This window comes from Lysinibacillus sp. EB271-A1-10B, from assembly GCF_058791335.1.
In genome coordinates this window covers 18,649-32,514 of sequence record NZ_JBYTDL010000010.1, presented here as the reverse complement: position 1 = coordinate 32,514, position 13,866 = coordinate 18,649, and the positions used below count along the sequence as shown (strand labels likewise).

14 protein-coding genes are annotated in these 13,866 nt (G+C 36.2%); 13 read left to right on the top strand and 1 reads right to left on the bottom strand.

All coding sequences use genetic code 11. From position 1 onward, the window contains the following. The first annotated feature begins 66 nt into the window (after positions 1-66). The 8 genes from AC3WSK_RS14380 (at position 67) to AC3WSK_RS14345 (ending at position 7,161) form a co-directional block, all read left to right on the top strand. On the top strand, positions 67-1,137 hold the full coding sequence (locus tag AC3WSK_RS14380) for an ABC transporter permease (RefSeq protein WP_427484475.1): 1,071 nt from the start codon (positions 67-69) through the stop codon (positions 1,135-1,137). Beyond that, positions 1,137-2,111, top strand: coding sequence for an ABC transporter permease (locus AC3WSK_RS14375; protein ID WP_427484476.1), 975 nt, complete (start codon positions 1,137-1,139; stop codon positions 2,109-2,111). The genes AC3WSK_RS14380 and AC3WSK_RS14375 overlap by 1 nt, the downstream gene beginning before the upstream one ends. Before the next feature lie 15 nt (positions 2,112-2,126). Then, a complete protein-coding gene (locus AC3WSK_RS14370) occupies positions 2,127-3,182 on the top strand; it encodes an ABC transporter ATP-binding protein (protein ID WP_240518198.1) in 1,056 nt (351 codons plus the stop codon). After that, the gene (locus tag AC3WSK_RS14365) at positions 3,172-4,119 is read left to right on the top strand and encodes an ATP-binding cassette domain-containing protein (RefSeq protein WP_427484477.1); all 948 of its coding nucleotides are present in this window, start codon (positions 3,172-3,174) and stop codon (positions 4,117-4,119) included. The genes AC3WSK_RS14370 and AC3WSK_RS14365 overlap by 11 nt, the downstream gene beginning before the upstream one ends. Next, positions 4,116-5,048: a S66 peptidase family protein gene (locus AC3WSK_RS14360; RefSeq protein ID WP_492414154.1), complete on the top strand. Its 933-nt coding sequence runs from the start codon at positions 4,116-4,118 to the stop codon at positions 5,046-5,048. Before AC3WSK_RS14365 ends, AC3WSK_RS14360 begins: the two co-directional genes overlap by 4 nt. Before the next feature lie 7 nt (positions 5,049-5,055). After that, a complete protein-coding gene (locus AC3WSK_RS14355; protein WP_492414153.1) occupies positions 5,056-5,841 on the top strand; it encodes a serine hydrolase in 786 nt (261 codons plus the stop codon). Beyond that, on the top strand, positions 5,838-6,653 hold the full coding sequence (locus AC3WSK_RS14350; protein ID WP_492414152.1) for an NlpC/P60 family protein: 816 nt from the start codon (positions 5,838-5,840) through the stop codon (positions 6,651-6,653). Before AC3WSK_RS14355 ends, AC3WSK_RS14350 begins: the two co-directional genes overlap by 4 nt. A gap of 130 nt (positions 6,654-6,783) precedes the next feature. Continuing rightward, on the top strand, positions 6,784-7,161 hold the full coding sequence (locus AC3WSK_RS14345; RefSeq protein WP_079560155.1) for a hypothetical protein: 378 nt from the start codon (positions 6,784-6,786) through the stop codon (positions 7,159-7,161). 64 nt (positions 7,162-7,225) lie between these two features. On the opposite strand, the gene AC3WSK_RS14340 is transcribed toward AC3WSK_RS14345, so the two are convergent. Continuing rightward, entirely contained in the window at positions 7,226-7,951 is a 726-nt protein-coding gene (locus AC3WSK_RS14340) for a glucosaminidase domain-containing protein (RefSeq protein ID WP_492414151.1), read from the bottom strand. Between the two features lie 711 nt (positions 7,952-8,662). On the opposite strand from AC3WSK_RS14340, the gene AC3WSK_RS14335 reads away from it, so the two are divergent. The 5 genes from AC3WSK_RS14335 (at position 8,663) to AC3WSK_RS14315 (ending at position 13,855) form a co-directional block, all read left to right on the top strand. Continuing rightward, a complete protein-coding gene (locus tag AC3WSK_RS14335; RefSeq protein WP_492414150.1) occupies positions 8,663-9,628 on the top strand; it encodes an ABC transporter ATP-binding protein in 966 nt (321 codons plus the stop codon). Next, the gene (gene opuFB, locus AC3WSK_RS14330; RefSeq protein ID WP_492414149.1) at positions 9,621-11,135 is read left to right on the top strand and encodes an osmoprotectant update ABC transporter permease/substrate-binding subunit OpuFB; all 1,515 of its coding nucleotides are present in this window, start codon (positions 9,621-9,623) and stop codon (positions 11,133-11,135) included. Before AC3WSK_RS14335 ends, opuFB begins: the two co-directional genes overlap by 8 nt. Positions 11,136-11,418: 283 nt before the next feature. After that, positions 11,419-11,856 carry a hypothetical protein gene (locus tag AC3WSK_RS14325; RefSeq protein ID WP_427484482.1) on the top strand — a complete coding sequence of 146 codons (438 nt, stop codon included), beginning with the start codon at positions 11,419-11,421 and terminating at the stop codon, positions 11,854-11,856. 76 nt (positions 11,857-11,932) lie between these two features. Continuing rightward, positions 11,933-12,130 carry a hypothetical protein gene (locus AC3WSK_RS14320; protein WP_079560160.1) on the top strand — a complete coding sequence of 66 codons (198 nt, stop codon included), beginning with the start codon at positions 11,933-11,935 and terminating at the stop codon, positions 12,128-12,130. A gap of 456 nt (positions 12,131-12,586) precedes the next feature. Next, a complete protein-coding gene (locus tag AC3WSK_RS14315; protein WP_492414148.1) occupies positions 12,587-13,855 on the top strand; it encodes a DUF5068 domain-containing protein in 1,269 nt (422 codons plus the stop codon). Positions 13,856-13,866 lie beyond the last annotated feature (11 nt).

Genomic DNA, 13,866 nt, shown 5'->3' with positions numbered 1-13,866 from the left:
AATTATTTAAAAACCTATCCCGATAATTGTTAGTTGAATCAATCGATCATTAGGGTAGGGTAGTTCATGTTGGAAAAACATGATGGCTCCATTCAAGATAAATATTCAAAAGTAGTGAGTATTGATGAAGGAGATACCGAAATAGAAAAGTCGGGATCTCCTTTAGTCTTTCTGAAAAAGGAGGATGAAGTGATGCTGGGGTATATAGGTAAACGTTTATTACAATCAGTTTTAACACTGTTTATTATTATTACGATTGTTTTTTCATTACTTCGTTTAATGCCTGAAGAAGGTTATTTAGGCGCAGCAGCGGATAAAATGTCACCTGCTCAACAAGAGATCTATTTAACGAATTTAGGTTTACGGGACCCATTACTTGTACAATTGGGGAATTTTTACACGAATTTGTTTCAAGGTGATTTAGGTAAATCGGTTACATATCGGACAGATGTACCAGTCGTCACAATTATTGCAGATAAGATCATGTATTCCTTGCTATTCGGTTTAGGTGCGGTTGCACTCTCTCTTTTAGTAGGGGTTCCGCTCGGAATATTGATGGCCCAGATGAAGGGACGCTGGCTGGACCGTTTGGGTACTGGCTATATTGTCATTGTTGTTGCAGTGCCAGCCGCCGTTTATTATTTAGTCATTCAAATGTATATTACAGAATTTTTACATTTGCCAATGCTTTTTGATGAGTATCAGCCCATTACTTGGATATTACCTCTTACTTCAATGGCACTAGCGCCGACTGCTTCCTATGCGATGTGGATGCGACGTTATATGGTGGATGAACTAAACAAGGATTATATTAAGCTAGCGAAGGCGAAAGGTGTTAAAGAACGTACATTAATGTTTAAACATGTACTACGAAATGCCTTTATTCCGATGGCACAATATTTACCCGCAACTATTCTTTTTACGATTACAGGCTCTATCTACATTGAATCTTTATATTCCATTCCTGGGATGGGGGGCTTACTCGTAGATGCTATACAGCGACAAGATAATACGGTTGTACAGGGCTTAGTGCTTGTTTTCTCTTCACTTGGCATTATCGGACTCATTTTAGGGGATATCGCTATGGCCCTTGTAGATCCGCGGATTAAATTAGGGAAAGGGGAGAGTGTACGTTAATGGGAATGTATTCAGAAGAAATAAACAATATTTCAAACAAATCACGTGAAACATTGTTCGAGTTTGCGGAAGTAGATGACCGTCAAGCTGAAGAAACAGCTTACTCTAATTACTCTTATTGGCGTTCAACTTGGAAATCCTTTTTGAAAAACCGCATCGCTGTTTTTTTATTAGTTGGCGTGCTTATTATCGTAACCTTTACGATTTTACAGCCGTATTTACCAGCGCAAAAATCACCGACTGAAATATATCTTGATGAGCAAACAGGTCTCCAAGCACGTAATATTGCGCCAGGCACTGAATTTTGGTTTGGAACAAACTCCATTGGCCAGGATTTATGGTCACGTATTTGGGCAGGGACAAGGACCTCGCTATTTATTGGCTGTGTCGTTGCTTTAGTAGAGGCTATCGTAGGTATTACGATTGGTACGCTTTGGGGTTTTTCGCGTAAATTAGAGCTACCTATTACGCAGCTTTACAACGTCGTTGATAATATACCGACGACTATCGTACTTATTTTAATGTCCTATATTTTGCGACCGAGTATTTCAACCATCATCATTGCTATGTGTATTACCGGCTGGGTAGAAATGGCGAGGTTTATACGCAATCAAATTGTTATTTTACGAGATCGTGAATATAACTTAGCGTCAAAATGTTTAGGAACACCTGATTACCGAATTATTGTGAAAAATCTATTACCCTATCTTATTTCTGTCATTATGCTACGAATGAGTTTAGCTATTCCATTTGCAATAGGCTCGGAAGTTTTTTTAACATACATCGGATTAGGGCTACCGATTAGTGAACCATCTTTAGGAAATTTAATCAATGAAGGCCGAGTGCTCATGATGTCTCCAGAATTAAGATATCAGCTCATTTTCCCAAGTATTGTATTAAGTATCATTACGATTGCATTTTATATTATAGGGAATTCATTTGCAGATGCAGCAGATCCGAAAAATCACGTATAAAGGGGGATGATGGAAGTGACACAAACTAATTCACCTATTTTAACCATTCAAAACCTTGTCATTAAATTTACACTTCGTGGCAGAGTGCTAATGGCTATTCGCAATATTTCCCTTGATTTATACAAAGGTGAAAGCCTTGCAATCGTTGGCGAATCAGGTTCAGGAAAATCCGTTCTCATGAAATCAATTATGGGCTTGCTCGATAAAAATGGCCACATTGATCAGGGGCAGATCCTCTACAATAATCAGGATTTAGCACAGTTTAGAACCGAGCGGGAGTGGCTAAGCATTCGTGGAAAAGAAGTGGCAATGGTGACACAGGATCCAATGACATCATTAAATCCGCTTAAAACGATCGGTAAGCAAATCGAGGAATGCGTTCATCTACATCAAAGCTTAAAGGGGAAAGCCGCATACGAAGAAACCTTAAAATTGTTAAAAGATGTAGGCATATATGATGTGGAAAAGCGCTATAAGCAATATCCTCACGAATTTTCCGGTGGTATGCGTCAACGAATCGTAATAGCGATTGCGCTAGCATGTAAGCCCAAAATATTAATTTGTGATGAACCAACAACTGCATTAGATGTAACAATCCAAGCACAAATTTTACAGCTGCTAAAAAATCTCCAACAAAAATATGGACTAACAACCGTTTATATAACCCATGATTTAGGCGTTGTCGCGAAAGTTGCCGACCGAATTGCAGTGATGTACGCAGGTGATATAGTTGAGGTGGGCAAGACGCATGAAATTTTCTTTAACGGCAAGCATCCTTATACTTGGGCGCTTATTTCTTCATTGCCGCAACTAGGCTCAAAAGGGCAGCAGCTTTATTCCATCAAGGGTACTCCACCGAATCTTTTTCAAGAAATTAAAGGAGATGCCTTTGCGCCTCGCAATCAATATGCGTTAAAGATTGATTTTGTGGAACGTCCTCCATTTTTTCAGGTGAGTGACACACATTATGCACGTACATGGCTATTGGATCCACTTGCTCCGAAAGTAGAGCCACCTGAAGCATTACAAGAATTTTTCGCAGAAGGGAGACGATACGCGCATGAGTCATAAAGACGTGTTAGTTGAGGTGAAAAATTTAAAGGTCGTTTTTGGTAAAGGCAAAAATAAATTTATAGCTATTGATGATGTCAGCTTCGATATTTTTAAAGGTGAAACGTTCGGTTTAGTAGGTGAATCAGGCTCAGGAAAAACAACAATCGGTCGAGCGATTATGCGGATCAATGAAGTCAGCGAAGGACAAATACTGTATCACGGTAAGAAGCTAAATGGCAAAATATCAAAAGAGTGGGATCGAGAAATTACACAGAAAATCCAAATGATTTTTCAAGATCCTATGGCATCGCTAAATGAACGAGCAAAGGTAGACTATATTATTTCCGAGGGACTTATTAATACAAAAAACATCAAAAATGAAGCCGATCGTCAACAGAAGGTACGCAATGCATTATTAAATGTTGGATTATTACCGGAGTTTTCTAGTCGTTTCCCACATGAATTTTCAGGAGGGCAGCGTCAGCGTATCGGAATTGCACGTGCACTAGTAATGGAGCCAGAGTTTATTATTGCAGACGAACCAATTTCAGCTTTAGATGTATCCATTCGTGCACAAGTATTAAATTTACTAGCAAACTTACAGCAGCAAAATGATTTAACCTATTTATTCATTGCGCATGACTTATCGGTAGTCCGATTTATTACAGACCGAACTGCAGTAATTTATAAAGGTAAAATTGTTGAGCTAGCAGAGACAGAAAAGCTGTTTACTAATCCAATTCATCCATATACAAGGGCATTATTATCGGCAGTACCTGAACCAAATCCTTATAAGGAGCGTGATAAAGTCGTAGAAATCTATGATCCGTCACAGCACCGCTATGACATTCAGCCACCGTCATTTTTCGAAATAGAGGAAGGCCATTTTGTATTGGCCAATGAAGAGGAATTGGAAAGATACCGTACTTCACTAAAGATGGAGGTAAGCAAATGATTCGTCCAAAGGCATTGAAAAAAGGTGACACTATTGGTTTGATAAGTGCTTCAGGTGCAACCCCACCAGAAAAATTTCTCCCCGCAGTTAAAAGTATTGAAAAACTAGGTTTTAAGGTAGTTCCTGGGGAAACGTGTCGGGCTAGGCATGGCTACTTAGCAGGCTCTGATGAGCTAAGAGCCTCTGAAGTTAATCAAATGTTTAGAGATCCAAATATTGATGGCATCTTCTGCATACGTGGAGGTTACGGAGCGACGAAAATTTTACCGTTTTTAGATTTCGATATGATCAAGGCAAACCCAAAAGTATTTGCTGGCTATAGCGATGTGACAGCATTACATATCGCTTTTAACCAAACATGTGGCTTTGTCACGTATCATACACCAATGCCATCTACAGAATTTATTCGGCTAGAGATGGATCCATATACATGGAATTCCTTTATCCAAAGTGTGACAGCAACAGAACGGACGGACTACTGCCTTGAAAATCCACCTGGACGTACAATGACAACGATTGTAGCTGGAAAAGCAACAGGACAGCTTATTGGTGGGAACTTAACATTAGTTACCGCATCTCTTGGAACTCCTTATGAAATTGATACAAAGGGCAAAATATTATTTTTAGAGGATGTAGACGAGAGTCAGCAACGTGTTGATCGGATGCTTACGCAGCTAAAATTAGCAGGCAAACTAGATGAGGTGGCAGGTATTTTACTAGGAGCTTGGACAAATTGTGGTCCTGAAAATCCAAAACATCCAGAGCATAGCCTATCCCTACAAACCATTTTCCAAGAAATTTTAGGTCCATTCCATAAACCCATTATTAAGGACATTACTTGTGGCCACATCTTACCAACGATGTCACTGCCACTAGGTCGTACGATCACAATGGATACGGAGAATCAGATGATAAAAGTGATAGAGTAGGTGAAATATGAAGCAAACGATAACAGAGATTCTTCAAAATGCTCCCTATAATGTGCATATGTTTGTGAAAGATTGTAAGACTGAGCAATTTTTCATTAGTGAAAAGCTAGAAGACACGTTTTCAAGTGGTAGCTTAATAAAGGTACCTATACTGCTTGCTGTTCTGAACTATTTAGAAAGTAACAACCATTCTTTAGAGCAAGAGATTGAGATAGCGCCAGAAGAGTGGGTTGATTTTAGTGTTATTAGTGAGCAGCGTCTAGAGCAAAGTACCATCTATGAGCTTTTAGTATGGATGATTATTACAAGTGATAATACAGCAACAAATGTATTAATCGATTTTCTAGGGATGGATGCACTCAATCATTATTTTCGTCAAATAGGGCTTAAGCAAACAATCATTCAACGGAAGATGATGGATTTTGAAAAGCTTGCAAAAGGCTTTGATAATACAACGTCGGCAAGTGATATGGCACTATTATTTTCACGAATTTATCGTAAGGACTTGTTATCATTAGCATTTAGTGAGCTAACAATCGATATTTTAAGTCGCCAACGAATACACGAATCATTAAGTCGTTATTTAGTAGATGATGTGAAACTTGCTCATAAAACAGGTGGTCTTGAAACGGTAGATCATGATGCAGGGATTGTGTACAGCAGATCGGGGGATTATCTCATAGGTGTTTTCGTAACAGAGGTTACGAATAATGATTATGCGAGGCAGCTAATCGGTCGTATTTCCAAAGTTGTTTACGAATACTTGGTGAAGCGGAAGGAGCGGATAGAATGAATGCCATTGTGACGTCCATGATCGCAAATTTACACGCAAAGCCAGATGAATCCTCAGAATTAGTGGATGAGGTACTATATGGGATGTCGGTAAAAATTATAGAAGACATAGATGAGAACTGGGCACGCATACAAACCGCTTATCGCTATGAAGGCTATTGCCAAAAAGCTAACTTAATAGTTGATAAAACAAAAACAGATACTTGGCGACAAGAAGCAAACCATTTTATTAACCAAAGCTTCGCCGATGTTTTGCAGCAGCCTCGAATTCAAAGTGCGAAAATGATAACGCTCGTTAAAGGTTCAATCATCTGTTCGATTACTATTGACGGGTTAGATCCTGAATGGGCAGTAGTGCAATTAGTGTCGGGGGAGACTGGCTATGTACGTAGGCAATGGTTACAAGAAAAAATTCCAGTAAACAGCTTATCTGAGCAACAAATACGAGAAAATGTGGTCCAAACAGCGCTTAGCTATTTAGCAGCACCCTATCGCTGGGGAGGGAAATCACCACTTGGTATTGATTGCTCAGGTTTATGTTCAATGGCGTATATGCTAAATGGTGTATATATATATCGCGATGCCAAAATTGTTGAAGGTTTTCCTATCAAGGAAATATCTTTAGGGAACATACAAAAGGGAGACTTAATATACTTCCCAGGTCATATGGCTTTATATATAGGGGAGCTTCTTTATGTACATTCCTCGCTAGGCGGGAATGAGGTTAATATTAATAGTCTTGACGAGCAGCATCAGCACTATCGGAGTGATTTGGCAAATTCTATTACTGCTATTGGGAGCTTATTTAAATAAAAGATTTAGAGAAGCTTGATTTGGCTTCTCTTTTTCAATTTTTGATAAGAATCGGGAAATTATTGATAGAGATAACCTATTTGCATTATGCTATAATGAAATCAAAATTTGAATGATCGGAGGTTATGAATTGAATCTAGAGTTAAAAGAGGTACTACGTTCCGTTTTAAAAGAAGAATTGACGCCGGTTCATAAACGACTAGACAGAATTGACTATCGGTTAGACGGAATGGATCAACGATTAGACGGAATTGACCAACAACTAGATGTAATGAACAAACGTATTGACGACATTGAACAACGCTTAGATAAAATTGAAAATGATGTGCGTGAACTAAAGAGTGATGTGCATGAACTTAAAATTGGACAAGCAGAGCTTCAGAAAAATATTGTCGAACATTTAGGTGAGTTTACTGAAAAAATTGCTCAGCAAGTAGAAGATAGAACTTACGCTTTAAACAAGCGTGTTTTTGACATAGAAACTGTGATTTACAGATTAATAAGTTAATAATAATAGACTTTAAAAGAAAGAAAAAATCTCCATGACAAAAAAATTACATGGAGATTTATTATTAATATTTATAAATATTTAATTGCTGACCAGCCTCAAGTGTATCAGATCGAAGCTGATTCCATTGTTTGATGGACGTAACTTTAACATTATGAGCTTCTGCAATATGCATAAGCGAGTCACCATCAGTTACGGTAATTGTCTTTTTATCTTTGACAGGGCTGTCATACTGTTGTAAATCATACTTTGCTATTAGTGCATTCAGTTTTTCATTGTATCGTGAATCTGTTGCGTAGGAGCCTGTTAAAAACTTCGTAGCATCTGTGTAGGACTTCGCATTGCTTTTAAAAATGCCTGCATAGAAATTTTTGTCCCAAGAAACCCCATTACGCATTAATTTTACATAATCTTGTAAAGATGCCTCATAGGAAGGATATTTGCGGAATTGAGCCATCACCGTAGTCATATTACCTTTCCCGTCATCCTCAGATGTTTCAAATGTCACGGAGTTATTTTGATAACTACCTTTCATACCAAATAAATTATTATTTGGAGCAGATCCAAGACCACTTTGTCCATGCTCACTTTCTAAAACGGCTTGCGCAATGATAATCGATGCATACAAGTCATTTTCGGCACCGAGTTTCCGTGCAATTTCAGCAATTGAACCAATAAACTCTTCTACACTAGGACGATTATCTACAACTACAGGCTCTTCAGTTTCATGCGTATTGAATAGTTGCGTCACCATAAAAAACGAAATACAAATAACAATAATAGTAATCATAAGTCCTTTGAAAAAATTAATTACGTATTTCATTGTTCATTGATGTTGATAGATTACAACATCTCCCTTCCTCCTTTCTTTTCAATAACGAGGTTCATATATTTCTAATTATTCCAGAGTCATTAATAGAAATAAAGTCATGTTTTGTTTTATAGAGTATATCATTCATAGAACGATAAAACCCTTCATTTAGTTCCTTAATTTCCAGCACTTTTTAGAAATGAAAGGAGATTGAATAGTAGTTATACGTCCTCAAAAATAGTATACGATTTTCTATGAAAATTATGAGACAAATAGAGTAAAGCGTCAAGATGACTAACGTTTTGATATAAAACAAAAAATTAAGTTTGAAATGACTTTAGATAGTGAAATATATATAGGAACACGTTGTATCTTAAAAAAGTGTTAGTTCTAGACCTACTATGCTTAACGTATATGAAATGAAGAAGACTATAATAGTAGTTTATTTCTATATTAAAACATTAAGTAAATAGACAATGTGTGTTCTCAAAAAAATCAAGGAATTCTTGCAAAGTGGATTAGCTGATTGGAGTGAAGCTGGGCCCTAGGAAAGCGGCTAGTCGGAACGGAAATCAACTCCATCATTGTAACAAGTGGGTCTACGTAGCAATTTTTAATGGCGATTAAAATTGATGTAACAACTGAGGGTATTCGTTTAACAGGTAGTGACGCTGAAAAGGAGCTTATACAATGATAGCATTTGAAAATGTTACAAAAAAATATGCAAATGACCAAGTCGCAGTGAAAGCTATTCATTTAGAGATCAAAAAGGGAGAATTTTTTGTTCTTATTGGACCTAGTGGCTGTGGAAAAACAACATTATTAAAAATGATTAATCGTTTAATTCATTTAACAGAAGGAACTATTCGAATTAATGGTAAAAGAATAAGTGATTACAACATTCATGAATTGCGATGGAATATCGGCTATGTCCTTCAACAAATTGCGCTTTTTCCTCATATGACGATTGAAGAAAATATAGCTGTTGTGCCTGAATTGAAAAAATGGAGTAAACCGCAAATCCAGCAACGAGTTCATGAGTTATTAGATATGGTTGGACTTGAACCAGATAAATATAGTCAGCGCAAACCAACAGAGCTTTCTGGTGGTGAGCAGCAAAGGGTCGGTGTTGTTCGTGCATTAGCAGCGGATCCCGAAATCATTTTAATGGATGAGCCTTTTAGTGCTTTAGATCCGATTAGCCGCACAAAATTACAGGATGATCTTCTTGAGCTTCAGCAAACAATACAAAAAACGATCGTCTTTGTTTCGCATGATATGCAAGAAGCCTTAAAACTAGGTGATCGAATATGCGTAATGAAGGATGGGGAGATTGTGCAGATTGGTACTCCGCAAGAAATCATACAAAATCCTGTTAATGATTTTGTTCGAGAATTTATTGGGGTAGAAGAGTATGGGGAGAATACTTTCAATATCCAAAATGTAATTGAACCTATTGCAGTTGAGAATATTCAAAGAAATCAAGAGAACACCATTTCCTTCAATGATTCTTTACAGACCATTCTTCAGAAATTAGCTCATTATGAATGTTTGGGTGTAGAAGAAAAAGGGGAAATGATAGGTGTTGTCACAAGAGCATCCATGCTTCAATATTTAGCACAGGATTCCTTAGAAAGAGGTACTTTAAATGGCTAATTTTTTTGAGGTGTTGAGCGAACGAAAAGACCAGCTATTGGCATCTTTATTAGAGCATATTCAAATTTCTTTCATTGCGCTATTCTTTGCCGTGTTGATTGCTATTCCTCTAGGGATCTATTTAACGAATAAAAAGAAAATAGCGGAAAGTATTATTGGTATTAGTGCAGTTTTACAAACGATTCCTTCATTAGCGTTATTAGGGTTATTGATTCCGTTGTTTGGCATCGGAAAGGTACCAGCAATTATTGCCTTAGTTGTTTATGCACTTCTTCCGATTTTACGTAATACGTTTACGGGGATTAACGAAGTAGATCCATCTTTAAAAGAGGCAGCGATGGCTATGGGGATGAATACGCGAAAGCGATTAGTGAAAGTAGAGTTGCCTCTTGCTATGCCGGTTATCATGGCGGGGATTAGAACAGCTATGGTATTAATCGTTGGAACAGCAACATTAGCAGCATTAATCGGAGCTGGGGGATTAGGAGATATCATTTTGCTTGGTATTGACAGAAACAATACAGCTCTAATTATTTTAGGGGCTGTTCCTGCCGCGATTTTAGCATTAGTGTTCGACTTCTTACTGAAAAAGCTAGAATCACTGTCGTTTAAAAAAACAATTTCAGCATTGAGTATGATTAGTGTTGTGGCATTAGTAATGATTGTCTTCCCACTACTAAACCTCAAAGAGAAAGAAGAGATTATCATTGCAGGGAAGCTTGGCGCTGAGCCAGAGATTCTAATTAATATGTATAAAATGCTAATCGAACATGAAACAGATTTAAAGGTGCAATTAAAACCTGGGCTTGGTAAGACTTCCTTTGTATTTAATGCTCTTAAATCTGGTAGCATTGATATCTATCCAGAATTTACTGGAACGGCAATTTCAGAGTTTTTAAAAGAGGAAGCTATCAATAATAATCAAGAGGATGTTTATCATCAGGCGCAAGAAGGAATGATGAATAAGTTTGATATGGTGATGCTTAGTCCGATGAAATATAACAATACGTATGCATTGGCAGTATCAAAGCAAATGGCTGAAACCTATCATTTGCAAACAATTTCTGACATTAAACCTATTCAAGAAAAGATAAAAGCCGGTTTCACATTGGAATTTAATGATCGAGAAGATGGTTATTTGGGCATTCAAAAAAATTATGGTATTTCACTTTCAAACATAACGACTATGGAGCCAAAGCTTAGATATCAGGCAATCGAATCAGGTAATATAGACTTATTAGATGCTTATTCAACGGATAGTGAAATACGTCAATATCATCTGAAAGTTTTGGAAGACGATCAGCAACTATTTCCACCTTATCAAGGAGCTCCATTACTAAGGAACGAAACGCTAGAGAAGTATCCTGAAATTGAAGCAGCTTTAAATAAGCTGGCAAATCAAATAACAGATGATGAGATGCGCGAAATGAATTATCGAGTAAATGTAGATGGCCAAAACATAGAAGACGTGGCACGTGAATATTTAATAAAAGCAGGACTGTTGTAAGACGAAATCACAAGTAGCTAGAAAAGAGATATATTTATCTTTTTTTTAGCTACTTTTTATTAGTTTTAGGCTGTTTTTGTAAAGATAGTGGCCAACCAAAATTATTGTCATAAGGTTATGGCATATTTTGGATTATTAGAAAGGTCGAATGAAATAGTATAATTAAGCGTAATGTTACTAGTTTTGTAATAGGTGCCAAGTTTGATTAAAAAATTATGCTTGGACATTTAGAAGATACTGTCCGAGTAATGATCGAATACATAGAGAAAAGAGAATTGAAAGAATGCGTATGATTTTTTGGACTATTGTAACAAGCGGGCTAACTTTGGCAATGGTCGGGTATATGATCCATTTATTGAAAACAAGAAAAGAAAATTTAGATTTTCCTAATCACATTTTTGTAGTGAGTTCAGTATTAGTTATTAGTTTAAGTTTAACGATTGTTCAATTATATGATTGGACATTTAAATGGTCCGGCAATGCACCAATGATAGAGGGACCGTGTACGGTTAAACATGGCGGAGGAAGAACTCCGCAAACAGAGATCGTTTTTGAAGAAAAGACACTTTCAGCAAGTTTGTGGAATCGAGATGCAACTGTTGGAGAATATGCACATTGCATAGCAACATATATGCTGCTCACTGAGGAATTAATTGAAATCCACCTTGATACTAAAGAAAAAACTGAGGCTGTTTCTAAAAGATTGTTGCTATTCAACTAGTTGAAGAAGTGATTATAAACTTTATTGGTCTGAGTTTAAGTTAAAAAACTTTAAAGCAAAAAAAGGTGGTTTAATGATGGGTGTATTATCCTTAATTACAGGGGTTGTTTGTATAGTGATTACGTTTCGTATTTACATACCGGAGATAATGAAAGCCGATTCTGTAAAGGAAAAGTGGATGGAGTTTTTTGATTTTGTTACAGATCCTTTCACAGGATCAAGTTTGTTTTATTTAGGTCTGCTACTAATGCTATATGGTTTAATAAGTATATAAAATTCAATTTGAATATTTTTTAACAGAGTTAATTCTTTATATTTTGTCGATTAATTCTGTTTTTTTATGTTTTAATAACAATAATCTATACGTTAGAAGCCTAGTTTTATCAGGAATTTCGAAAAGGGAAATGAGACTATATTCTTGGGTATATTATACTTATTTTCTAATAACTTTGAGTGATACAGCCTTTTTAGTACATTGATAATTATTATTCAAAGAAAATAACTTGAAAAAGTTCAAATTATGAAAATAATGGTAATTGAAAAATAAGATTGAATTATTCAATAAACAATATTTGGATGTTCGTTGCTTCGATAGTATAATTTCTTCCAGTGCAAGTTGTTTTGGAGCTAAATATGGATTAAAATGGGTATCGGCTCAAAAAAATAGCTTTTATTATTCGTTTTTACTGTTGAGCCAAAAAATCAATAAAGAAACAACTTGGAGGAAGAAATGAAAAAAAGTTTATTTTTAATGTCTTCGCTAATTTTATCGACTTCAATTATTCTTAGTGGTTGTGGGAAAGAAGGGGACGAAACAAAGAAAGACGATGAACCAAAGAAAGTACAGGAGGAAAAAGGACAAGAAAAAGATAAAGTCCAAAAGGAAGAACCTAAAAAAGATCAAGAATCAACAAAAGGTTCAGTTGACTTCGCTTCCTTAATTTCTTATATGGAGAAGGAAACACAAGGGAAAACTAAAGTTCTTTTTGAAAATAATGAATCACAAGTACATAAAATGGAGAATGTTTCAATTTCACTTGATGCATATTCAGTAGTAGAGTTAAAGGATTTCCACACAGACTTTAATATTCCATTTAACGAAGAAAATAACGGTGGTGTCATTTTAGCTAAATATACAGTGAAGAATGATATGGATAAAGATGTTTATTACATGCCTAGTTTAGACGTTACATTTACGGGTGCTAGTAAGTATTATACGAATGATAAGTATTTGATTCCGGAAGAAGATCAATTACCGAGAAAACTAAGCTTCGAAACGGATTATTTGATAAAAGCGGGTGAGGCGGTAACTGGGTATATCGCTTATCCATTCGGTGAAACAGATTTAGCAAAAATCTATGAATTGGGTACAGTATCAGTAATGATTCCAGTACCGCTTGCCGAAAAAGAAAAATATGATACTACTATTGGTACTGAAGGAAGATTTAATCTTGCTTTAAATACAGATGGCACGAAAAAAGTATCAAGTAATTCAACATTTTATCAAGATAAAGTAACAATGGACAATATGGGTGAAAAGAAGATTCTAAAGGAAAAAAGCGACATCAATGAAAGTAAAAAAATAGGTGATGTAAATGCTACTTTAGAAGGGTATCAGTTTACAAAATTTACACCTAATGAGGTGGAAGCTCCTCGTTTCTCGAATTTCACAAACGGTGTCACTTTATTAACAGTTAAATTTAAACTTGAAAATAAAGCTACTAGTGAAATTGGCTTATCTTCTATGTCCTCAAAATTAACAGTTAATGGTGGCATGCAATATTTATTAAGCGAAGGTATGCTATTAAACTATAAGCCTAATGACATTATTAAAGCTGGTGAAAATGGCGAGCTTTTACAAGTATTCGTATTAGATCAAGAGCAGTATGAAAAAATTTGGAAAGATAAAGCCTTTGACATTGAGTTGGGTCCGATCCGAAATAAAGGAGCAGAGGATACTTCTAAAGGTAAAAAAGAAACATTTACATTACCAAAATAAATGGCTGGAGC